This is a genomic window from Pseudarthrobacter sp. NamE5 (assembly GCF_005796225.1).
In the GTDB taxonomy this organism is placed as follows: Bacteria; Actinomycetota; Actinomycetes; order Actinomycetales; family Micrococcaceae; genus Arthrobacter.
In genome coordinates, this window is the sequence record NZ_VAHO01000010.1 from 111,779 (window position 1) to 133,735 (window position 21,957).

General features: G+C 65.7%; 23 protein-coding genes and 1 pseudogene. 9 read left to right on the forward strand and 15 right to left on the reverse strand.

The genetic code is table 11. From position 1 onward, the window contains the following. Positions 1–2: 2 nt before the first annotated feature. Complete coding sequence (locus tag FDW84_RS13195) at positions 3–506, forward strand: DUF456 domain-containing protein (protein ID WP_138609988.1); 504 nt, start codon at positions 3–5, stop codon at positions 504–506. 39 nt (positions 507–545) lie between these two features. Beyond that, positions 546–920, forward strand: a complete 375-nt coding sequence (locus FDW84_RS13200; protein ID WP_138609989.1) for a nuclear transport factor 2 family protein — start codon at positions 546–548, stop codon at positions 918–920. Positions 921–951: 31 nt separating this feature from the next. On the opposite strand, the gene FDW84_RS13205 is transcribed toward FDW84_RS13200, so the two are convergent. After that, positions 952–1,158 carry a hypothetical protein gene (locus tag FDW84_RS13205; RefSeq protein WP_138609990.1) on the reverse strand — a complete coding sequence of 69 codons (207 nt, stop codon included), beginning with the start codon at positions 1,156–1,158 and terminating at the stop codon, positions 952–954. A 166-nt stretch (positions 1,159–1,324) separates the two neighbouring features. On the opposite strand from FDW84_RS13205, the gene FDW84_RS13210 reads away from it, so the two are divergent. Continuing rightward, a complete protein-coding gene (locus FDW84_RS13210) occupies positions 1,325–2,302 on the forward strand; it encodes a hypothetical protein (RefSeq protein WP_138609991.1) in 978 nt (325 codons plus the stop codon). A gap of 30 nt (positions 2,303–2,332) precedes the next feature. Here FDW84_RS13210 and FDW84_RS13215 read toward each other — a convergent pair whose 3' ends face one another. Continuing rightward, on the reverse strand, positions 2,333–2,971 hold the full coding sequence (locus FDW84_RS13215) for a LysE family translocator (RefSeq protein WP_138609992.1): 639 nt from the start codon (positions 2,969–2,971) through the stop codon (positions 2,333–2,335). Positions 2,972–3,077: 106 nt separating this feature from the next. Here FDW84_RS13215 and FDW84_RS13220 point away from each other — a divergent pair, with 106 nt between their 5' ends. Beyond that, positions 3,078–3,533: an Lrp/AsnC family transcriptional regulator gene (locus FDW84_RS13220; protein WP_138609993.1), complete on the forward strand. Its 456-nt coding sequence runs from the start codon at positions 3,078–3,080 to the stop codon at positions 3,531–3,533. On the opposite strand, the gene FDW84_RS13225 is transcribed toward FDW84_RS13220, so the two are convergent. Then, the gene (locus FDW84_RS13225) at positions 3,530–3,997 is read right to left on the reverse strand and encodes an Lrp/AsnC family transcriptional regulator (protein ID WP_138609994.1); all 468 of its coding nucleotides are present in this window, start codon (positions 3,995–3,997) and stop codon (positions 3,530–3,532) included. The two genes, FDW84_RS13220 and FDW84_RS13225, sit on opposite strands and share 4 nt — an antisense overlap. Before the next feature lie 362 nt (positions 3,998–4,359). Between FDW84_RS13225 and gluQRS the strand changes: the two genes are divergently transcribed. Both gluQRS and FDW84_RS13235 read left to right on the forward strand, forming a co-directional pair. After that, positions 4,360–5,241 carry a tRNA glutamyl-Q(34) synthetase GluQRS gene (gene gluQRS / locus FDW84_RS13230; protein ID WP_138609995.1) on the forward strand — a complete coding sequence of 294 codons (882 nt, stop codon included), beginning with the start codon at positions 4,360–4,362 and terminating at the stop codon, positions 5,239–5,241. Positions 5,242–5,250: 9 nt separating this feature from the next. Beyond that, the gene (locus FDW84_RS13235) at positions 5,251–5,847 is read left to right on the forward strand and encodes an HD domain-containing protein (protein ID WP_138609996.1); all 597 of its coding nucleotides are present in this window, start codon (positions 5,251–5,253) and stop codon (positions 5,845–5,847) included. 13 nt (positions 5,848–5,860) lie between these two features. Here the strand turns inward: FDW84_RS13235 and FDW84_RS13240 are convergent, their stop codons facing one another. After that, positions 5,861–7,177, reverse strand: coding sequence for an ATP-binding protein (locus FDW84_RS13240; protein WP_138609997.1), 1,317 nt, complete (start codon positions 7,175–7,177; stop codon positions 5,861–5,863). Positions 7,178–7,369: 192 nt separating this feature from the next. Between FDW84_RS13240 and ggt the strand changes: the two genes are divergently transcribed. Further along, a complete protein-coding gene (gene ggt, locus FDW84_RS13245; RefSeq protein WP_138609998.1) occupies positions 7,370–9,208 on the forward strand; it encodes a gamma-glutamyltransferase in 1,839 nt (612 codons plus the stop codon). Positions 9,209–9,299: 91 nt separating this feature from the next. Here ggt and FDW84_RS13250 read toward each other — a convergent pair whose 3' ends face one another. Genes FDW84_RS13250 through FDW84_RS13265 form a run of 4 tightly spaced genes read right to left on the reverse strand, consistent with a single transcriptional unit; the run spans position 9,300 to position 14,093 of the window. Then, the gene (locus FDW84_RS13250; RefSeq protein ID WP_138609999.1) at positions 9,300–10,814 is read right to left on the reverse strand and encodes an amino acid permease; all 1,515 of its coding nucleotides are present in this window, start codon (positions 10,812–10,814) and stop codon (positions 9,300–9,302) included. Between the two features lie 30 nt (positions 10,815–10,844). Further along, complete coding sequence (aspA, locus tag FDW84_RS13255; protein ID WP_138610000.1) at positions 10,845–12,266, reverse strand: aspartate ammonia-lyase; 1,422 nt, start codon at positions 12,264–12,266, stop codon at positions 10,845–10,847. A 6-nt stretch (positions 12,267–12,272) separates the two neighbouring features. After that, positions 12,273–13,358: an asparaginase gene (locus FDW84_RS13260; RefSeq protein WP_138610001.1), complete on the reverse strand. Its 1,086-nt coding sequence runs from the start codon at positions 13,356–13,358 to the stop codon at positions 12,273–12,275. A gap of 33 nt (positions 13,359–13,391) precedes the next feature. Beyond that, complete coding sequence (locus FDW84_RS13265; protein WP_138610002.1) at positions 13,392–14,093, reverse strand: FadR/GntR family transcriptional regulator; 702 nt, start codon at positions 14,091–14,093, stop codon at positions 13,392–13,394. 9 nt (positions 14,094–14,102) lie between these two features. On the opposite strand from FDW84_RS13265, the gene FDW84_RS13270 reads away from it, so the two are divergent. After that, positions 14,103–14,384, forward strand: a complete 282-nt coding sequence (locus tag FDW84_RS13270; protein WP_138610003.1) for a hypothetical protein — start codon at positions 14,103–14,105, stop codon at positions 14,382–14,384. A gap of 85 nt (positions 14,385–14,469) precedes the next feature. Here FDW84_RS13270 and FDW84_RS13275 read toward each other — a convergent pair whose 3' ends face one another. The 3 genes and pseudogenes from FDW84_RS13275 to FDW84_RS13285 form a co-directional block, all read right to left on the reverse strand. Next, positions 14,470–15,417 (reverse strand): prenyltransferase/squalene oxidase repeat-containing protein, encoded by a 948-nt coding sequence (locus tag FDW84_RS13275; protein WP_138610004.1) that lies wholly within the window; start codon positions 15,415–15,417, stop codon positions 14,470–14,472. A gap of 22 nt (positions 15,418–15,439) precedes the next feature. After that, the gene (locus tag FDW84_RS13280; RefSeq protein WP_138610005.1) at positions 15,440–16,057 is read right to left on the reverse strand and encodes a uracil-DNA glycosylase family protein; all 618 of its coding nucleotides are present in this window, start codon (positions 16,055–16,057) and stop codon (positions 15,440–15,442) included. A gap of 356 nt (positions 16,058–16,413) precedes the next feature. Then, positions 16,414–17,573: pseudogene (locus FDW84_RS13285) on the reverse strand (HNH endonuclease); the annotation flags it as partial. Positions 17,574–17,778: 205 nt separating this feature from the next. Here FDW84_RS13285 and FDW84_RS13290 point away from each other — a divergent pair. Next, positions 17,779–18,279 carry a hypothetical protein gene (locus FDW84_RS13290; RefSeq protein WP_138610036.1) on the forward strand — a complete coding sequence of 167 codons (501 nt, stop codon included), beginning with the start codon at positions 17,779–17,781 and terminating at the stop codon, positions 18,277–18,279. A gap of 52 nt (positions 18,280–18,331) precedes the next feature. Here the strand turns inward: FDW84_RS13290 and FDW84_RS13295 are convergent, their stop codons facing one another. From FDW84_RS13295 to FDW84_RS13310, 4 genes are all read right to left on the reverse strand, one after another. Next, positions 18,332–18,715, reverse strand: a complete 384-nt coding sequence (locus FDW84_RS13295) for an RNA-binding S4 domain-containing protein (protein WP_138133674.1) — start codon at positions 18,713–18,715, stop codon at positions 18,332–18,334. 62 nt (positions 18,716–18,777) lie between these two features. Beyond that, the gene (locus FDW84_RS13300) at positions 18,778–19,905 is read right to left on the reverse strand and encodes a sulfite oxidase (protein WP_138610006.1); all 1,128 of its coding nucleotides are present in this window, start codon (positions 19,903–19,905) and stop codon (positions 18,778–18,780) included. A 197-nt stretch (positions 19,906–20,102) separates the two neighbouring features. Beyond that, positions 20,103–21,107 carry an aldo/keto reductase family protein gene (locus tag FDW84_RS13305; RefSeq protein ID WP_138610007.1) on the reverse strand — a complete coding sequence of 335 codons (1,005 nt, stop codon included), beginning with the start codon at positions 21,105–21,107 and terminating at the stop codon, positions 20,103–20,105. Positions 21,108–21,161: 54 nt separating this feature from the next. Further along, positions 21,162–21,869, reverse strand: a complete 708-nt coding sequence (locus FDW84_RS13310; RefSeq protein ID WP_138610008.1) for a hypothetical protein — start codon at positions 21,867–21,869, stop codon at positions 21,162–21,164. Between the last annotated feature and the right edge of the window lie 88 nt (positions 21,870–21,957).

The window sequence follows — 21,957 nt, forward strand, 5'->3', positions numbered from 1 at the left end:
CCATGAACTCCGAAACCGTGGTGACCATCCTGTGCGGCCTGGCGATCTTAGTGGGCGTGGCGGGAACGGTCATCCCGGTACTTCCCGGCAGCATCCTCATCGGCGCAAGCCTTCTCGCCTGGGCCATCTGGGGCGGAGCCGGCACGGCAGGGTGGGTGGTGTTCGCGGTTGCCATGGTGTTCGTGGTGGCAGGGATGGCGGCCAGCGCCGTTTTAACGGGCAGGAAGCTCAAGCAGCATGCCATTCCCAGCCGAAGCATCGCTGCCGCCCTGGTGGCCGGTGTGGTGGGTATGTTCATCATCCCCGTCGTGGGCCTGTTCGTCGGGTTCGCCGCCGGCCTGCTGCTGAGCGAGTTCCTCCGTACCCGGAACATCGGAAGCGCGGCGACCTCCAGCTGGGCGGCCCTTAAGGCCACCGGACTGGGGATGCTCACTGAATTCGGCCTGGCCTGCCTGGCAGCCAGCACCTGGGTGGTGGGTGTCTGGATCGCTGCCGCCGGCGGCTGAACGCTTGCAGCCCTGAGGCCGGAGGCGTAAAACGGCAGCATGATGGAGCACAGCGCTGCACGGGAATACGTCGGGGCGTGGATGGAAAACTACCAGACTGCCTGGACCAGCAACCGGCCCGAGGACATCCGCGCACTCTTCACCGGGGAAGCGCGCTATGAAACGCGGCCTAATGATCCCAATCCCTGGTTGGGTCACGACGGCATCGTTGAGGGCTGGCTGGAAGCCCGGGATGAACCCGCCAACTGGACCTTCACCTGGGAGTTGCTGGGAACGGACGAGGACACCGCGTTCGTGCAGGGTGTCACCACCTACTTAGGGGACCGTCCCACCTATGACAACCTGTGGGTCATCCGGTTTAACGGGGACGGCCGCGCCTCCTCTTTCACCGAATGGTTCATGGAGCGGGCATAAATCCCGACAAGGCGCGGCCTTTCCCGTCCAACTAGAGGCCCAGCCCTCCCAGCTTGTCGCCGAGGCCGCCGGGAAGTTTACCGAGCAGGTCTGCAGGGTTGATGCCAAGTTTGGACAGGAGCCCGGCGTGCTGCTCGGTATCCACCTGGTCCGGCAGTTCTGCCTCGGCCTGGGCGGCCTTGTCATTGTCTCCGTTGTTCCTGAGGAGTTCCAGAATCTGGGACTTGTCGATGTTCACGGGCTCTCCTTTGATGATGAGCGGAACTGCTAAGGGTCCTTACCACCCTTGCGGAAAATGCCTGCATGAACAAGTGGGCGCCGGTCTTCCCGTGCTGCCTGGGCTTCCCCGAATCACCCTGCGGCAGGCCGCCAGTGCCGCAGCAGCTCCCGGTTAACATGGAAAGATGACCGCCGGGGATACTGCACCGATCTATTGGGACAGCCGGGACCTCACCCCCTTCGGCCAGCCGCAACTGCGCACGCCGGTCCACGATCTGGCCGGGGGAGTCGGTGGCCTGCTGACGGGTGTGCTCGGGGCCCGGCACCCTGCCCTGTTGTCCATCGACGGGGAGATTCCCCGGCTCAAGCGGATGCTGCCCAAGCCGGCGAAGGTGGTCCACGAGGCGGTGTTCACCAGCCGTGAGCCGGAACGGCTGATCACCCTGGCCCGTGTCTACCCCGGCTGGGCGGGACTTTGCTACCTGATGTCCGGGCTGCTCGCCTACAAGCATGGCGGGTACCTCCGGGCTTCCGAGCTCCTGCAGCGCGGGCTCACCACAAGGAACGACGACGAAGCGAACCGCTACTCGTCCACCTACCTGACGCGCATTGTCACCAGGATCGAACTTGCCGAGCGGGTGGAGATCCCGGTCCTCTTCAGCGAGGAGTCGGTGTTCTTGGCCCTGGCCCATTCGCTGCGGGAAACAGGCCGCACCGAGGCGGCGCTGGACGCGCTTTCCGGCCTGCCGCCGTCGCTCCCCATGGCGCTCGCGAGGTGTTCGCTCGCGCTGGCCCTGGGCAGGAGCAGGACCGTGATCGACTGGACGGAGGGCCTGCTCAACGCCGACGACCTCTCCGCCGCCCTGCTGTTGGTTCGGGCGCGGGCACTGCGCCGCGAGGGGCGCCTGGAAGCGGCCAACCAGGCCCTGGCCGAGGTCCTGCGCCGGCGCAAAACACACATGACGTTGCGCAATGACGCCCTGACCGACCGCGCGCTGCTGCTCCTGGACTCCAGCCGGCGCTCGCTGAACCCCAGGGACTGGGGTCGGCGCCGCGTGGACCCCGAGCCGCAGAAGGAGATCGCCGCGCCGGTCCCCATCCGCAAGGACGAGGAAATGCGCCGGATTTGGGAGCAGGACTGGAAGAAGCTCAGCGACGACTAGGCGCAGGCAGCCAGTTCCGCTGCGCGGCGCCTAAGCGGCGCTGAACAGCGGCATGAGCTGATCACCGAGCAATGCCGCCCCCAGTGCCACCATGATGAGCCCGCTGGCAAGCGTCACAGCACGGGCGGTGCCCGGCCGGGTCTGCAGCAGCGTGCGGGACAAGAGGGCGACGGCGGTGTAAACGAGCCCTGCGAGCAGCACGAACGTCATGCCCAGCAGGCCCGACTGCACCGGGACCGGCAGGGGCGCTTCGGAGCTGACGAACTGTGGAACCAGTGCCACATAGAAGAGCAGGCCCTTCGGATTGATGCCGCTGGTGCCCATGCCCTGCAGGAACGCCCGCAGCCCGCTGGCGCCCTCGCTTCCTGCCCCGGCCGTGAAGCTGGCCGCGCGCCAGGAACGCAGGGTGCTGGCGCCCAGCCACATCAGGTATGCCGCGCCGGCCAGGGTGATCCACTCCAGGACGCCGGGCATTCCGGTGAGGACCGCGGCCAGTCCCGCCACCAGCAGGACCGTATGAAGCACGTACCCGCCGCATAACCCAGCCACCGCCGGCACGAAGCTGCGCTGCCGGAGCCCTGCAGCAATGGTGTACGCCCAGTCCACGCCGGGGGTGCAGGCCAGGGCGGCGGCCACCACTACGAAGGCCAGGAACAGCTCCGGATTCAAGGCGTCTCCCGTCTACCAATTCTTCTGGGGAAACTCTAGGAACTTTGACGCCGGAAGTGCTTGCCCTTTTTCGCTCCCTGCCGCCTCCCAACAGTAGGGTTGTTGCGTGATTGACCATATTGACAGGAATATCTTGCGCCACCTCAAGCAGGACGGGAGGATGACTGCCACCGCGCTCGCAGCCAAGGTCGGCCTGACAGTGGCTCCCTGCCACCGCCGGCTCCGCGACCTGGAGCAATCGGGTGTCATCCGCGGCTACAAAGCCGACATAGACCCCTCCGCCGTTGGGCTGGGTTTCGAGGCGATTGTCTTTGTGACGCTTCGCCAAGTCGAGCAGGCTTCGATGGAGATCTTTGAGAACCGGGTGGCGGGCAACCCGAACATCGTGGAAGCGCAGCGGCTGTTCGGTTCGCCGGACTACCTGCTGAAGGTCATTGCCGAGGACCTGCCTGCGTATCAGCGGTTTTACGACGCGGAGCTGACGTCCTTGCCCGGGGTTGAACGGCTGACATCCACGCTGGTGATGAAGAACCTGAAGTCCAACGCGGGACCGCCGGTTTAGCTGTTGAGCAGCCCGGTGGTGCGGTAAGGAATGACTTCCCGGAGGAACATGCTGGTGGAGGTGCGCACAATCCCCGGGCAGAGCCGGATCTCCTCGGAGACGCGGTAGAGGTCGTCAGGACTGGTGGCCACCACGCGGATGAGGAGGTCTGTATCTCCGGCCGGTGCATGGCACTCCAGGACTTCCGGAATCTCCCGCAGCGCTGCAATGGCCTCATTCAGGCGGCTCTGGTCCAGTTCGGCGCTCACGGATGCTGCCACCCCGCGGCCGAGCGCGCCGGGAAGCACCCTGCTGCTGTTCGGCCGCAGTGCTCCGGACGACGTCATCCGCTCCAACCGGGACTGCACGGTACCGCGGGCCAGGCCCAGCCGCTGGGCCAGCACCATGATGGGAACCCGCGGATCTTCATCCAAGGCCCTGAGGATGCGCTTGTCGGTGGGATCCAGTTCCTGCAATTTGCCCATTTCCTGTCGTGGTACGCGGCATGGACCAGTCAAAGTGATCAACGGCACTCCCGCCTGTTGCACCAACTGTAGGTCCCCTGCTGAAATGTTGGCAACGGAGAACGCCACCGCGGGCTCCTGCAGGCTACCGTTCCCCGGCACACCACCCGTAGGGCGCACACTGTTTCCCGCAAGGAAGCTGCCTTGATCGACTCTTGTTCACACCATGGTCTTTCTGCAAACACGGCAAGAGCCCCTGAACTACCGGCGCTCGGATTTCCGAAGTCAGCGGTAGCTGAGGGGCTCTTGTGTTGTTTCACGCAGGCAGACGGGCGCTGCGGGCAGCGCGCCCGGTGTGTCCGGACCGGCATAGGGTTGGTCCCATGACTTCCGCCGGCCGTTTCGCCCCCAGCCCCTCCGGTGAGCTGCATGTAGGGAATTTGCGCACCGCCATCCTCGCCTGGCTCTTTGCCCGGTCCACCGGCCGGAAGTTCCTGCTCCGCGTGGAGGACCTGGACCGTGCCCGGGCCGGCGCCGAGGCCGGACAGTTGCGCGACCTTGCTGCCGTGGGTGTGGCCTGGGACGGTGACGTGGTCCGCCAGACGGCCCGTGAACCGCTCTACGCCGCAGCGATCAACCGGCTGCAGGAGGCGGGCCTGACCTATGAGTGCTTCTGCACCAGGAGGGAAATCCAGGAGGCACCGTCCGCTCCGCACGCACCGCAGGGGGCCTACCCCGGAACGTGCCGGAACCTCGACCCCGCTGAGCTCGAATTCAAACGTTCCACCAGGCCTGCCGCCCTCCGGCTTCGCGCTGAAACCGGCGAATACTCCGTGCATGATCTTGTGCATGGAGGGTTCACGGGCGTCGTGGACGACTTCGTGCTGCGCCGGAACGACGGGGTGACCGCCTATAACCTTGCCGTCGTGGTGGACGACGCCGAGCAGGGCGTGGACCAGGTGGTGCGCGGTGACGACCTCCTCCCGTCAACCCCGCGCCAGGCATACCTCGCATCCCTGTTGCATATTCCGGCTCCGGAATATGCGCACGTTCCGCTGGTCGTTAATGCCGACAGCGTCCGGCTGGCCAAGCGCGATGGGGCCGTCACGCTAGCGGATCTTGAAGCAGCGGGACGGAGTGCCGACGCGGTGCGGGACCGCCTGCTGGAATCCCTTGGACTGCCACACGGACCCCTGGAGCGGGCGCTTGCTGTTTTTGACCCCGCGGTGCTGCCGCGGGAGCCATGGGTCTGGTCCGCCCCGTAGTCTGGAGGCATGCCTGAATCCCTGCACGCCCCTGCCGCCAGCAGTTTCACCCCCGAGACCGCCAGGGTACTTGCAGAGGTGGCGCACAACCGCCAAAAGGACAAATTGAAGCGCCCCTACAAGGACCACGTCCTGGCGGTAGGCGATGCGCTGGCGGACTTCGACGACGACATACGCATCGCCGGCTACCTGCACGACATTGCCGAGGACACCCCCATGACCCGGCAGGCCCTGCTGGACATGGGTGTCACCGAACGGGCCGTGCAGATCATCGAACTCCTCACCACCCGGCTGCACAGCAATCCGCACGACTACCAGGCTGTAATCCGCGAAATCGCACGGGACCATGATGCAGCCTTGGTCAAGATCGCTGATAACGCGCACAACTCCCTGCCGCAGCGCGTCCAGGCACTTGCGGAAAAGTGGCCGGACAAGCCGCCTGCCACGAAGTACCGTGACGCCCGCCCGGTGCTTTATGCGGCGGTCGAGGTGGAGGAGATCCGGAAAGTCCTGGCCCGCATCAATCCGTGGCTGCTGGAAGAACTGGACGACCAGCTCGACGAGGAAGACACGACTGACTACGAAAACCTGCCCTACGACTCCTAGCGGAAGCCGGGACCTATACCCTCCCCAGGGCGTCGATGTCCTCCAGGAACTCTTGGTGCACCTCCGGGCTCACCGTGGTGCGCGTGTCGCCGATGGCATCCAGGTAGTCCTGGGTGGAGGGCCCCTTCCGCACCGCCTCAAGGACGGAAAGCGTGCCGCCCGAAGCCAGACCGCCGTCGTCGTACACCGCCTTCTCCAGCGCCCGCTGGGAGGCGCTGCGGGCCGCGTACTCGATATCCGCCGGGGAGAAGCCCTCGGTGCGGTCCACCAGCAGTTCCACATCCACGGCGTCCACCACGGGTGCGGGGATGAAACGCTGCCACATGGCTTCGCGGGCCTGCCGGTCCGGGAGGCCGATGGGGATGACGTAGTCGAAGCGCCCATGCCGGAGGAAGGCGGAATCCAGTGCGCGGATGAAATTGGTGGCGCAGACCAGGAGCCGGCCGGGCTGTTCACGGAACGCGGGAATGATCTTCAGGAGCTCGTTGGTGACGCCCTGCAGCGGCGACGGCGGCTCGCCGGAGCGCTGCGAGGCGATTTCCTCCACCTCGTCGATGAACACCACGGCGTGCTCCAGCTCCGCGATTTCCAGGAAGGTTTCTCGCAGCGCCCCGGCCAGGCCCTGCGGGTCGGCGGCGAGGCGGGAAGGGAAGACCTCCACGAAGGGCCATTCGAGCCGGGATGCGATTGCTTTGGCGAAGGTCGTCTTGCCCGTGCCGGGCGGGCCGAAGAGGACGACGGCGCGCGGCGGCACCACGCCGAATTCATCCGCGAGGTCCGCCTCAGCCAGCGGCAGGACCAGCCTGCGCTCGAGCAGTTCCTTCTCCCGGCGCATGCCGGCGACGTTTTCCCAGAGGTCGCGGGCCAGCACCCGGCCGCCGAGCTGTCCGAGTGCGCCGAGCTCCTGGCGCTGGACGGGAATGGTGCGCTCAAAGTAGCGGAGGTTCTTCTTGAGGGCGAAACCGCGGCTCAGGAAAGCCTCCACCCGTGTTTCTGATTCGGGCATGAGGGCTGAAAGCTTGTTCAGTCCGTGGGGTGCCATGCGGTTTTCGACGGCGGCAAGAAGGGAGGTGCCGATGCCCCTGCCGCGGTATTCGGGCAGGGTGGCCAGGAATACGATCCAGCCCTGGTCGTGAGCGGCGCGTCCGATGGCGGCGCCCACCACCTGCTCGCCCTGCACCGCCACCACCGCGTGGTCTTTTTCACAGGACGCAAGCACCTCCGAGAGGGCGTACACGGGCTCCACCTTGCTCGACTTGAGGGTTTCCCAAAGATGCAGGATCCCGTCCAGGTCCGCCGAATGGAAATCCCGGATGCGCCAGTTGGTCATGGATTCTGCTCCTGGTGGTTCGTCGTTGAGCCAGCATGTTCTGCTCTGCCGAGCATAAGCGCTGACGCCCAGGGTGTGCGGCGTGTTCCGGAGTGTGTCAGCAGAGGCTGCAGCGCCGCCAGCTCTTTGAGTGGTCCCCGTACGAGGGGTAGCGTGTGTTCCATCTCACTTCCACCGCTGTCAGGAGCAACCATGCCACATCTGGGACGCAGGCTCGCTGCCGTCACTGCCGCGCTGGCGATGAGCGTGACTACCGGCGCCATCATCAGCCCCGCCGCTTCCGCCGATCCCCGGCAAACGGACAAGACCCCCACGGCCACCGGGTATGGCGGCGCCGTCAGCACCGTGGATCCGGAAGCGTCCGCGGCTGCCATCGAAGTCCTCCGCAAGGGCGGCAACGCAGCGGATGCCGCGGTTGCGGCAGCAGCCACCCTGGGCGTCACAGAGCCGTACAGTGCGGGCATCGGCGGCGGTGGTTACTTCGTGTTCTACGACGCCGAGAGCGAGGAGGTGGGCACCATTGACGGCCGTGAAACTGCACCTGAGGCGATGCCCAGGGACGCCTTCATCGATCCGGCCACCGGCAAGCCCTACCCCTTCCGCAAGCAGGCAACAAGTGGAATTTCAGTGGGGGTGCCCGGCACTCCGGCCACGTGGGAACGCGCACTGGAACGTTGGGGCAGCGTCAGCCTGGCGGAGGCGCTGAAGCCGGCCATCAAGGTGGCCAAACGCGGCTTCGTGGTGGACGAAACCTTCCGCCAGCAGACCCTGGACAACAAGGACCGCTTCGAACCCTTCACCTCCACGAGGGAACTCTTCCTGCCCGGCGGCGACGCGCCCGCCGTCGGGACCGTCTTCCAGAACCACGGACTGGCGGACACCTACAGGCTCCTGGCCAGCAAGGGCACGGATGCCTTTTATGAGGGCCGGCTGGCGGAGGAAATCGCCAGCACTGTCCAGGAACCGCCGATGGTTCCCGGATCCACGCTGCCGGGGCCGGCGGGGTTCATGACGGCCGAAGACCTGGATGACTACGAGGCCCTGGACCAGGACCCCACCCACGTCAACTACCGCGGCTATGACGTCTACGGCATGGCTCCCTCCAGCAGCGGTGGCACCACCGTGGGCGAAGCGCTGAATATCCTGGAGGTGTTCGACCTTCCCGGACTAAAGAAGGACGAGCCCGCCGTCCTGCACCACTACCTTGAGGCCAGCGCACTGGCGTTCGCGGACCGCGGCAAATACGTGGGGGACCCGGCCTTCGTGGAAGTTCCCACGGAGGAACTCCTGGACCCGGTGTTCGGCAAGGAACGTGCCTGCGAGCTTGACCCCCTGAAGGCGGCTGCGAAGCCTGTTCTTCCGGGGAACGTGGAATCGTACGACGGCGTCTGCCCCGTTGCGCCGGCGGCGCTCGCCGATGAGACGGACACCGAGAATATCTCCACCACAAACCTCACCGTCTCCGACAAGTGGGGCAACGTTGTGGAGTACACCCTCACCATCGAGCAGACCGGCGGTTCCGGCATTGTGGTTCCCGGGCGAGGGTTCCTCCTGAACAACGAGCTCACGGACTTCTCGCCCGTGTACAGCGAGACCGACCCCAACCGGATTGAGCCGGGCAAGCGGCCGCGCTCGTCCATGTCGCCCACTATCGTGCTGAAGGACGACGAACCGTTCCTGGCGCTGGGCTCACCCGGCGGCTCCACCATCATTACAACGGTGCTGCAGACCCTGATCAACCGGATCGATCTTGGCATGAGCATTGAGGACGCACTCGCAGCTCCACGCGCATCACAGCGGAACACCGCCAACGTCACTGCCGAGCCTGGTTTCATCGATGCGTATGGACCTGCCCTCACCTCACGGTTCGGCCACCAACTGACGCCATCCGGAGATGCCTTCACCTCGGCAGCCGAAATCGGCGCAGCCACTGCGATCGAATTCAGCCGTGATGGCAAGACCGTCACCGCGGTGGCTGAGCCGTCGCGCCGGGGCGGAGGGTCGGCGATGGTGGTGAAGCCCTCGCCTTAAATCGGCCCGTGCAGAGTAAACAACGACGGCGGCACGCCAGGTTCCGGAGGTGCAGAACCGGGCGTGCCGCCGTCGGGCGTTAGATAAAGCCTTACTTCTTGAAGGTCATCGCCGGCGGGTTAGCCACCACGGGGGAGAGTCCGGTGTGGCCTTCGCGGGTCTCCGCGATTTCGTGGATGCGTTTGCGGCAGGCGTACCAGCCGAAGACCATCAGGACCGAGGCGATGGCGGTGACGAGCATCGTCAGGGGGGAGTCGATGAAGACCATGACCAGCACACCGATGAGGAAGAGCAGGGAGAGGTAGCCGGTGTAGGGGGCGCCGATCATGCGAAAGGAGGGCCGTTCGAGCCAGCCTTTGTCGGCCCAGCGCTTGAGCTGGATCTGGCACAGGACGATGGTGGCCCAGGTCATGATGATGCCGACGGAGGCGACGTTGAGGACGATTTCGAAGGCCTGGGCCGGGACGAGGTAGTTCAGCGGCACACCCAGGAGGGACACGCCGGCGGTGATGGCGATGCCACCGTAGGGCACGCCCGCCTTGTTCATGCGGGAGGCGAACTTCGGGGCGGAGCCGTTGACGGACATCGAGCGCAGGATCCGGCCGGTGGAGTAGAGGCCGGCGTTGAGGGAGGACAGGGCGGCGGTGAGGACCACCAGGTTCATGATGACGTCCACGCCCTGAATGCCGATGGAGCCGAAGAACGTCACGAAGGGGCTGACGCCCTTTTCGTAGGAGGTGTAGGGCAGCAGCAGGGCCAGCAGGATCACGGAGCCGACGTAGAACACCGCGATGCGGAAGACCACCGAGTTGATGGCCTTAGGCATGATTTTTTCGGGGTTTTCGGTTTCGCCGGCGGCGGTGCCGACGAGTTCGATGGAGGCGTAGGCGAACAGGACGCCCTGCATGAGGATGATCATGGGCAGCAGGCCGTTGGGGAAGATCCCGCCGTTGTCAGTGATGAGGCTGATGCCGACCTGCTGGCCGTCCACGGGGGTGCCGAAGATGACGAAGTAGGTGCCCACGATGAGGAAGATGACCAGGGCGGCGACCTTGATCAGGGCGAACCAGAATTCCATCTCGCCGAAGACCTTGACCGAGACCAGGTTCAGGGCCAGGACCACGACCAGGGCGATCAGTGCCCAGGCCCATTGCGGGACCGCTGCCATCCAGGGGATGTAGTTGCCGAAGAAGTTCATGTACAGGGCCGCGGCGGTGATGTCCACGATGGTGGTGGTGGCCCAGTTGATCCAGTAGAACCAGCCCGAAACGAACGCCGCCTTCTCGCCGAAGAACTCCCGGGCGTAGGAGACGAACGAGCCCGAGGAGGGCCGGTGCAGGACCAGTTCACCCAAGGCACGCAGGATCAGGAACGCGAAGAACCCGCACACCGCGTACGCGATGACCAACGACGGGCCGGCCGCGTTCAGCCGGCCGCCGGCGCCCAGGAACAGGCCGGTGCCGATCGCACCGCCGATGGCAATCATCTGGATCTGCCGCGGCTTCAAATTCTTGTGGTAACCCTTGTCCTCGGCATGCAGCGCAGCCTCCGAAGCATGGGCATGACCGCCGTCTATCACGTGGTCAGGAAGGAGTGTATTCGTCATGGAATGTCCTTGGGGATCAGCGGTGGGGGATTACTTGCTCAGGTTCGCCAGGCGTTCGGGGCTGAGGAGTTCCTGGAGTTGGGTATTGGTGAGGAGTCCGTGCTCGAGCACTAGTTCCGCCACGCCCTTGCCGGTGGCAAGTGCTTCCTTGGCGATGGCGGTGGCGGTGGCGTAGCCCAAGTGGGGGTTCAGGGCCGTGACCAGGCCGATGGACTGCTCCACGGTGCGGCGGAGGTGGTCGGTGTTGGCGGTGATGCCCCGGATGCAGCGCGCTGTCAGCGTACGGCAGGCCGCCTCCAGGTGGGAAATGCTCTTGTGGAGGCTGTGCACAATGACGGGCTCAAACGCGTTGAGCTGGAGCTGCCCGGCTTCGGCGGCCATGGTGATGGTCACGTCGTTGCCGATGACCTCGTAGGCCACCTGGGAGACCACTTCCGGGATCACCGGGTTGATCTTGCCGGGCATGATGGACGAGCCGGACTGGACCGCCGGCAGGTTGATCTCGCCGAAGCCGGCCCGCGGACCGGAAGAGAGCAGGCGGAGGTCGTTGCAGATCTTGGAGAGCTTCACGGCCACGCGCTTCAGTACGCCGGAGAGATGCACGAAGGCGCCAACGTCCTGGGTGGCTTCAATCAGGTCGACAGCGGTGACCAGCGGCAGGCCGGTGATCTCGGCCAAGTGCCGGCATGCTGTTGCGGCGTAGCCGGCGGGGGCGTTCAGGCCGGTCCCGATGGCGGTGGCGCCGAGGTTGATTTCGTGGATCAGCAGCTCGGCCTCCGCCAGGCGGAGCCGGTCTTCGCCGATGGTGATGGCGTAGGTGCCGAACTCCTGGCCCAGGGTCATGGGTACCGCGTCCTGCAGCTGGGTGCGGCCCATCTTGACGACCGTGCGGAATTCCAGCGCCTTTGATGCGCAGGCTTCCTCCAGTTCGGCCAGGGCGTCCAGCAGTTCCCGGACCGCGAAGATGGTGCCCAGCTTCACAGCGGTGGGGTACACGTCGTTGGTGGACTGGGAAAGGTTCACATGGTCATTGGGGTGCAGCCGCGCGTAGTCGCCCTTGGGATGGCCAAGGATTTCCAGGGCCCTGTTGGCGATGACCTCGTTGGCGTTCATGTTCGACGACGTCCCGGCGCCGCCCTGGATGACGTCCACCACGAACTGGTCGATGAGTTTGCCGTCCAGGATGTCCTGGCATGCCTGCTCGATGGCGTCGGAGCGTTCGCTGTCCAGGAGCCCGAGTTCGCTGTTGGTGCGCGCAGCGGCCAGCTTGACTGCTGCCAGGCCGCGGACCAGGTGCACGTTGGATGAGAGCTTTTGGCCGGTAATGGGGAAGTTCTCCACGGCCCGGAGCGTGTGCACGCCCCAGTAGGCATCGGCTGGAACGTCGCGGTCTCCGAGCAGGTCGTGCTCGGAGCGGATGTCTGCGGGCACGGCGGTTTCGATGGTAGTCATGTGTCCTTACAGGGCTTCGTTGACGGGTGTGGACAGGAATTCAAGGGCCTGCAGCAGGCCCACGTGGCGGCCGCCGCCCAGGACGGGGGCCCTTTTGATGCCGGCAAGCGGCGCGGTATCCATGCCGTTTCCGGAGACAGCGGCCAGCGCCTCCAGCAGCTTGATGGTGGCGGGCATGCGGGCGCGGTCGCCGCCGTCGGAAATCTTTACGGCCACGGCGCTGCCATCGGCCAGGCCCACCAGCTGGACGCCTTCAAACCCGTCCTTTGCTACGGACCCGGGAAGCAGGCGCATCAGCTCGGTCACATCCCTGCCCTCCCCGGCCACCATGTCCGGGTGCCGCTGCATGCCGAGCCCGACGGCGGCTTCCGCAGGAAGTGCGTCAGCCAGCCCGCCGCCGTCGTGCCTGCCGGCACTGCCTGCGGCCTGCGCGATTAGTCCGAAAGCGCGGGCCATGCCGCGCAGGGTGAGGGCGAACAAGGGGGTGCCGCAGCCATCCGTGCTCAGGGCGAGCGGTTCCTCGCCGGTCAGTTCAGTGACTGTCGTTTTCACGATCTGCTGCAGCGGGTGCGACGGGTCCAGGTAGCCCTTCACGGGCCAGCCGTTGATGACGCAGGTGGCAGCCATGGCGGCGTGCTTGCCGGAGCAGTTCTGCGTGAGCTGGGTGGCTGCGCCGCCGTTCCGCAGCCACTCCTCCCGCTCAACCGTGCCGTAGGGAAGGTCGGTGCTGTTTTCGAAGTCGCTGACGCTGAGGCCGTGCAGTTCAAGGATGCGCAGTGCTCCCTCGCGGTGCTCTGCTGCTCCTGAGTGGCTGGCCGCTGCCAGGGCGAGGAGATCGGCCGGCAGCTCGAGGCCGGCGCGGACCATGGCCACGGCTTGGAGCGGCTTGAGTGAGGACCGGGGGTAGAAAGGTGCCAGGGGATCACCGGCGGCCGCCACTGCTGTTCCGTCTGCTGCCAGGGCAAGGGCCGAGCCGTAATGCACGCTTTCCACCAGTCCGTCGCGGATGGCGGCGACCAGGGGCGTGTGCTGCGGAAGGATCGGCAGGACCGGGGCAGGGGCGTGGGCAGCAGAAAGCGCAGGGGAGGGCATGGATTCCTTGGGGTGTGCGGTAGGTGCGTTGAACTAGCTGTTGAGGATGGATTCGAGGGCCAGGCCCACGGCGTGGAGGTGATGGGCCATGGCGGCGCGGGCGTCCTCCGCGGAGCCGGCCTCGATTGCGGCGAGGATCTGCTGGTGTTCGTTGTCGGACGCGTGCTGCCGGTCGGCCACCATGTTCAGGGTTTCTGACTGGTGCGCCAGGGCGCCGCGGATGTCCGCCACCACGCTGGCGAACACCTTGTTGCCGCTGGCCTGGGCGATGGCGGCGTGAAAGCTGGAGTCCAGGGAAACCCAGGACTCGGGATCGGTTTCGGTGGCCATGGCCACCATCAGGTGGCGAAGGGTTTCCAGTTCCTCCTCGGTCCGCCTTTCGGCGGCCATCCCAGCGGCGGGAACCTCGATATGGGGACGTGCCTCGGTCAGGTCGCGGGCGGAGTACTGACCGAGGGTGAGGTCATTGGCCACTTTGTCTGCTACGACGAACGTCCCTTTGCCTGTCTTCGTGACGGTCAGGCCCAGGGCGGTACAGGACCGGAGGGCCTCGCGGATTACTGATCGGCTCACGCCGTACTGCTGCGAGAGGGTGGCCTCGGAGCTGAGCTTGCTGCCCACTGCCAGCCGGCCGGACTCAATGTTCTGCCGAATGGTGTTGAACACCGCCTCGGCAGCGCTGAGCCGCGCGAGGGGAGCAGGCTGTCCTGCTGTCCGGCTGTCTGACAGGTTCACACTTCAAATATGGCAGGGGTCACAGGTGGTGTCAATGTGGCGGGCCAGCAAAAGGACTCGTGCCCTGTCACCGCAGCCAGGCAGTCCATTGGAGAGGAGCCGCATCCGGACCGCGAGGCCGTTGCGCGGGACGGCTTCATGACCACGTGGGAGGGCCGGCAGGAGGCTGTTTTCGTCGGGTCCTATGAGCATGGCTCGCCTGCAGGGTTTGACATGGCCCAGCGCTATCAGCGGGCCGGTTTCCTCAAGAAGAAGCGGGAGTCCGTAGGAAATCCTGCCCTCGTTGAGTAAAGCACGCACCGCTGTTTTAGCAGCAACTACATCATCCGATCGGTGGGTCCCCGCTTCCTCATTGGCTGCTAAGTGCGACAAAGTATTACCGGCCTGTGCTCGATTCGTACCACTTCAGCACCCGGAGGGAGCGGAGGGTGTTCCAACGGCTCGGCTTTCCATCGCCCGCCTCAAGGTCGAAGTGAACCTTCCCAGGGTGGGTATTCTCCAGCAACCACGTGCCGTCCCGATGCTGCTTTGACCGGACCAGCTCCGCTGCCTCCGCCAGGCGCCCGTCCGGAGGGGCACCGGTTGCGCGGAAGTAGTCGAGGCCTCGGAGGACGTCATAGAACCAGCGGGTGGGGTAGGAAAAACGCAGCCAGTCTTCACTGATCAGCTCACCCGTCGATTTCCGCCTCAACAGGCGGCGCTCCAGCAGGTACTCCTCCCCCCGTTGCCTCGCGGTCCCTGACTCCGTGGTTCCGTTGCCTGCCTGTTCGTACTCGAGCAGCCCCTCAAGGACGCAGATGGTGGTGTGGAAGGAGGAAAGTGCGGAACCCCGCTCGGCTTCACAGTTCCAGCCTCCGTCCGGAAGCTGTTCACCAACCAGCCGCTCCACCACGCTGTCCACGTTCTCGCCAAAGTAGGCTCCGAGTGCCACGGTCATGCCGTTGATGCACGGCTCCACTTCACCGGCAAAGAACGGCTGGTTGCCTTCCTCCCAGCGGCTGCTCTCCCGGACAAGGGCGATTGCCTGGCGGGCTTGGGGGCTTTGCGGAATGAGGCCAAAGTCCCGCAGGAGCAGCAGGCTGTAGGTGGTGGCGGTCCAAGGTTGGCCGGTGGGGTCGTCGTCCTGCGCAGGCCAGTATGTGCCGCCGTCCCACTGCCCGCCCGGTTCCTGCAGCGCCAGGAGCCGGGCACCCCAACCGTGGCTGGCAACGCGGTTCCGCTCGGCCGTAACCTCGTCAGCGCCGGCGCCGGTCAGATCACGCAGTACCTGCCAGCGAACGGCAGGATCGGAGTCAAGCAGCCAGCCGAGCACATCCCTCGTCACGATTATCAGGTTGGCATGGGGGTTAGAGGTGCTGGATGCCTGCCCGCTGCATGGCGTCCTTGTAAATGTCCACCGTCTTGGTCAGGAGTTCCTCCTGTTTGGCTTCGGACACGGCGAAGGCGCGGCCACCAAGGGCTGAGGCCTTGTAGATCTTGATGCCACTGTTCTTCAGGGACTGGTGGTAGGTCTTCTCATAGAGGGTGAGGAAGGTGGAAGCATCGGTGCCGTGGGCGATGATGGCCGAGACGCGCGAGTTGATTTTCAGGAATTGCCTGAACGGCCGGAGCCCGTCCGTCTTCTCCTGGATGCTGAGGGCGGAGGGCGAGCCCGGGTCGCGGACCCAAGGGTAGGCGTTCCATGGCATGACGTAGCGGGGATCAAGCTCAGCAAGCTCGTAAATCTGCGTGGCGCGACGGGCGGCCTCGTCGTCGTTGTAGTGGGAAACAAAACCGGACTCAGTGCCCTTGCCGGGACTTACCTGAAGGCTGACAATCCGGCACTCGTCCTCGTCGTGCACAGGGTCGATGTAAGGGACGACAGACCCCGGCTTCTTTTCCATCAATTCATCGCAAAGCTGCGTCACCTTTGCGATGTTCGGTTCCTGCAGCAGGGCCTTTTTCTCGTCCCAATCAATCGTCACGATTTCTCCCTCAGCATCAAGGCGTCCAGAATCAGGCGTCTCATGCCACTCTACGCTTCCGGCACTAAGGGTGGGCAGCCGAAGTTTCCTCTCCATTGTGTTGATTAGTACTGAACACAGCCGAATCAGGGGCCCGTCGTGCGTATTCAACGTATTTCTGATGGCGGTGTTTTCGACGACGGCGGATTGCCGGTTTTGCGCAAGGGCAGCCGCTCCACTGGGAGGTGCAGGCACATCAGAGTTGAGACCCGACGGGGGTGTGCCGGGAAGGGGTGGGGCGGTGGAACGGTAGGTGTGGCCGGTGGGGTCTGGAGCTGGACCGTGTGTCTGGCTCCAGGGACCGGCAGTGCCTGTCAGCCTGGCACTTCTTTCGTGTGGTTGCAGGCTTCGCAGAGGCCTTGGCCGTTGGGTGTGGTGGTTGGGCCGTCGTCGTGCATGGGGATTAGGTGGTCATCGTGCCGGATGGGCGCGTCGCAGTAGGGGGTGCGGCAGGTGTCGTCACGGATTTGCAGGAACCGGCGGAGTCCTGGTGGGAAAAGCCGGGCCTTGGAGTCCATTGCGATGAGTTCACCCGTGCCGGGGGCGGTGTAGAGCCGGCGCAGGTACGTGGCCGACTCCCGGCTGTTCGCGATGTCCGTGCCGGACGAGCCGGCGTCAGCCAACCGGGTGCTTGTGGGCCCGGTGGCAGCAGTTGCAGACGCTTTGGTCTTCGAGGCGCCTGTTCCCTCCAGCACAGCCCTTCTGGCCCATCCGGCGGGGACGATTCCGTAGCCGGTGAGCCGGGCAGGTTCGCTGTCACCCTGGAAGAGGGTGCGGTCCGTCATGACGAGCTGGACCTCGACCCCGCTGATCCCGCCGGGGGTGCCGGTGACGCGTTCGACGAGGGTGTCGGCCATGACCTGCCCCTTGGACCGCTCATCGCCCGAGGACCGCGAACTCTCGGCGTGCCGGGTGAGAGCCGCTAGGCGGCTACGCCCTGGGCGACCGGGAGCAGGGCAGTCAGGTACGTCATGGTGTCCGGCGCCGGGCGCAGTGATACAGTCCGGTCGGTCACGGCGTGGGCTGCCCGTTTCGCCACCGACCGCGGGTCCCGCCGGCACGCCGCGGCCCGGACGGCACTGATGATGGCCCGGTCCCCGGCGCCGTCGAAGGTGCCGGTATCGGCAGCGAGTTCCTCGTCGACCGCGCACCGGTCCTCAGCCGACAGGCACGCCGTTTCCTTCACCATCAGCGTGGCCCGCCACTCGTTCAGCTGACCTGACTCCAAGGCTGCCAGGGTGCGCGGCATCTCCGTTACCAACGCCTTCGCCAACCCCAGGAGCCTTCCGCCCCGGGCAGGGGACTCCCGCCGGGCCAGAGCAATCTCCGCCGCCACCCCGGCGCCCAGCTCATCAGCAGGCACCCCCACGGCCGCCTGCTCCCGCCTCCTGGCGAGGTCAAAGGCAACCTCGATTCGGGCCTGCTTCGCAGCCAAGGCCGACTTCGCATCCTCCAGCTCCCGCATCTGGTCGATCATCGCTGCAGCATCAGCGGCGGGAGGGACCGCGAGCAAGGCGAGACGAACACCGGCAACACCGGGCCCCGGCAGGCCTCCTGCCACTGCTCCCGCCGTCGCCACCGCCTTCATGCGGTAAGCCTTTCATCATGGGGCAGCGCAGGCACGAACCCAGACGTCTTATGTGGATAACCCGAGGCAGCCGGCGGTGCTGTTCAATGAAGGGATGCAGTTCGACAAGAGTGGCCTCAAGCTCGAAGGTTTTGCAGGATTCCGCTCCATCAATGCCCTCGAGTCAGGGCGGATCCCGCAGGGTACAGGAATTTTCGCCGTCCTGGCCCCCGAAGGATTCCAGCCCCGCTTCCTCCGGAAAAGTTCCGCCGGTGTCTTCAAGAAAAAGGACCCGTCTTTGCGGGAACCGGTACTGGCGGTCGAATGGGTGGACGGAGCCGCCGTGCTTTACATCGGGAAGGCCGGACCGGGGAGTAAGGGCAACCGCGGCCTCCGGCGGCAGATCCAGGAGTTCCTGGACTTCGGGCAGGGCAAGCCGCCGGGGCACTGGGACGGCCGACTGATCTGGCAGCTCGCGGAGGCGGGAGACCTGGTTATCGCCTGGAAGGAACTGCCCGTGGAGTACCTCAACCAAACCGCCGCAAATTACCACTCAGCCTTCATTGAGGAGTATGGAAAACTTCCTTTCGCCAACCTTGCCAGGGCACAGGCGTAAGGAAGCCAACCGACCTAAGCCGGAATCCGCACGTTCGCCAGGACAAGTTCAGTCACGCCGGACCGCGAAGCCGTTCCATCTCGCGGCGGTCCTTCTTGGTGGGCCGGCCCGCGCCCCGGTCGCGCTGCGGCAGGCCAAGAGCCGGGGCAAGCGGCCGGGGCGGTGTGTGGTCGGTGAAGCAGTGCGAGGCAGCCTCGGCACCCACGCGCTTGGCAATCAGCCGCCGCACCTCAAGGGTGCGCTCATAGCCCGGCATCCGGACGGTCACAGTGTCCCCGGACACCAGTGTTGCCGATGCCTTGGCCGGGCTGCCGTTCAGGCGGACATGGCCGGCACGGCAGGCAGCGGTGGCGGCGGAGCGGGTCTTGTAGGCGCGGATGGCCCACAGCCAGGCGTCAATGCGGACGCTGGCGGGGGAGGAAGGAAGGCTGGTCATGGCTGGCACCGAGTATAGCCCTGCGCCCGATCAAAGGGGGCCAGGCGGGAGTCAGTGCAGGCTCACTCCACGGTGACGCTGATCCGCTGCACCATGTTGTTGCCCATTCCCTGGTAGTTCCAGTTCTGCTCCAGCGGCTGGGTAGCGCCGGTGGCGTCCGTTGCCCGGCAGGACAGCTCATACTCACCCGGTTCGGCCACCCAGGGCAGCGTCCACTTCAGCCAGGCATATCCACCGAAAGCCTTTTCGAGCTGCGCCGGCAGCCACGTGCCGTCAATGCCCACCTCGACGCCGGTCACGGCGCCCGCGCCGGACCAGGCCCTGCCCTGCAGCAGCACTGGCCCGTGCTTCAGGATCCGCCTGCGGGTGAAGAAGTCCGGAACGCCCGGGGGAACCATCAACGAACGCACCCTTATCCGCGAAACCGGCGTGCCGTCGTCGTCCGCCGAATCCTGATAGCGGTAGGCCACCCGCTGCTGGTAGCCGGAAAAGGGCGCCGTGACCACCTCAATCGATTCCAGCCACTTGACGCTCGCCATGCCGTACCAGCCGGGAACCACCAGCCGAAGCGGGTAGCCGTGCTGGGGCGGCAGTTCCCTGCCGTTCATTTTGTAGGCGAGTACGACGTCGGCACGCAGCGCTTCACGGATCGGCAGGCTCCGCGCGTAATGGTGGGGGACGCCGCCCTGCACCCCGGCATCGGCGCCGGTGAAGACGACCTCCACAGCTTTCTGCAGCACCCCCGCCTTGCCCAGCAGGTAAGCGAGCGGGACGCCCGTCCAGTACGCGGTGCCCACGCCTTCCATAATCCAAGGCTGGCTTAGCGGCCTCGGGTTCAGAAGCGAACGCCCGTTGCCCGCGCACTCCAAAGTGACCGGGACCGTGATGGTCGGGTCCCTGCGCAGGGCGGCCATGCTCAGTTCCAAGGCCATCTCGACCGCACCGCTGATCCTCAGGTGCCAGGAGGAGGCGTCGATCTCGGGGATGTCGAAGTGCGTGAGGACGTAGTGCAGCCCGGGGGGAGTGACCTCCCGGCGGAGCGCTTCCAGCGGCATGGAGTGGTTCCGGGCACCCAGCTGGAGTTCCTCCCGGGTCAGCGGGCCAGTGGTGGGCGCTGCGGGCTGCACGGCCTGTTGGTGCGGGAGTCCGGAAGGAGCGGTGGACTGCAGGTTTTCGTGGGTCTGCTTCATGGCGGCGTAATTCTGTGCGGCGGGCTTCGACGGAGCTGGTGGTGCCTTTGCCTCAGGTCTACGCCCCCGCCGCCCGCCCGTCAACGCCCTTGGGAAACCAACTAAACGGGGGATGCATATGCTTCCTCCGCCGTCGCAGGCTGGCAGCTGCCGTGACCGCGAGGTCCGGCAGCTCCGCAGCTGACGTCAGGGGCCGCCTATGCTTCCCGCTTGGGCGGTGACTTGGTCTGCGCAGGGTCCCGCTCGGCGAGGGAGCCGATGGCGTCGTCGATCCTCTTGAGGACCTCCGCCTCCAGCTTCACACCGGCAGCCTCAACGCTGTCCGCAATCTGCTCAGGCCGGGACGCGCCGACGATGGCAGAGGCGACATTGGGATTCTGCAGCACCCAGGCCACCGCCAGCTGCGGCATGGACAGGCCGGCCTCCTCCGCGATGGGCTTCAGTTCCTGCACCCCTGCCAGGACGTCATCGCGCATCCATCGCTCGATCATTTTGGCGCCGCCCTTCTGGTCAGTGGCGCGGCTGCCCTCGGGCGCCGGCTGGCCGGGAAGGTACTTGCCGCTCAGGACGCCCTGGGCCATGGGGGACCAAACGATCTGCGAGACACCCAGCTCCTCAGACGTTGGCACCACTTCGGCCTCAATGACCCGCCACAGCATGGAGTACTGCGGCTGGTTGGAGATGAGCTGGAAGCCGAGCTCCTTGGACAGGGCGTGGCCTTCGCGGAGCTGTTCCGCCGTCCATTCGCTCACGCCGATGTACAGGGCCTTGCCCTGGCGGACGATGTCCGCGAAGGCCTGCATGGTCTCTTCGAGGGGCGTTTCAAAGTCGTAGCGGTGGGCCTGGTAGAGGTCCACGTAGTCCGTCTGCAGCCTGCGCAGGGACCCGTTGATGGACTCCATGATGTGCTTGCGGGACAGGCCAAGATCGTTTTTGCCCTTGGGGCCGGTGGGGCCGTAGACCTTGGTGAAGATCTCCAGCGATTCGCGGCGCTCGTTCTTCAGCGCCGCGCCCAGGACGGTTTCCGCCGCTGTGTTGGCGTAAACGTCAGCCGTATCGAAGGTGCTGATGCCGGCATCAAGGGCCGCCCGGACGCATTCTGTGGCGACGTCATTCTCCACCTGTGAGCCATGCGTCAGCCAGTTGCCGAACGTGATTTCCGAGACTTTGAATCCGCTGTTTCCGAGGTATCTGAATTCCATGGGCTTCACGCTAGCCCAGATGGTTGCTCAGGGTAAGAGCTGTTTGCCCTCTGGTCAGGAGCGCTTGTGCTCCACGTTTTTGGCTGCCTCTACCGCCTGGCTGAGTTGCTGGGGTCCTGTCAGGGATACAAGAGAGCCCGTGTCCAGCGGCGCCAGGGGGTGGGGAACCCGCGGTTTCTTGAAGGATCGCGGCTTCTCCTGCGGGGGACGGCTGTTGTCCAGCGCTGACTCCACCAGGGGCGCCACTTCGGCAACCTTTTCAGCTGGCACTCGGGGGTCGGGAAGGTCCCGTACCGAGAGTTTGATCTCCGGCCGGGCAGCGCGGGCCCGGGCCATTGCGCGGGCGTCAGCATCCGCGACGGCAGCGGCCCAGTCCTCTGCCAGTACCGGCGGCTCATGGCGGGCGGCGGTCAGCACCGGGTGGTGTTCGACGGCCGTACGCAGCGTGGACTTCATATGTCCGGGCTTAGGCGCGGCGCGCCAGTCCCGGCGCTTCTTCCGCGGTGCGGCCGCGGCAGCACCGCCGTCGGAAGTGTCTTTCCGGCCCTGGAGCCGCGTCCCATACAGCTGCACCAGCCGGAGGGAGCCCTTTCCGGAGCCCCTGCCAAACAGCGCCATCAGCACTACCGCTGCCAAGCGGCCCACTCCGGCCAGGACCAAGGTGATGACCCCCAGCAGGAAGAGCACCAGGAACATCAGGAAGGCGACTCCCACCGTGCCGAGGAAGGTCAGGTTGAGGATGAGCGTATCCGGATTTTCCACGTCATCTCTCCTCTCTGCCGGCAGCGTGACCCGCCCCGGTACCCCTCTGCCTGGGCGCCGGCTCCTTCTCCACCATACGGATTTTTGC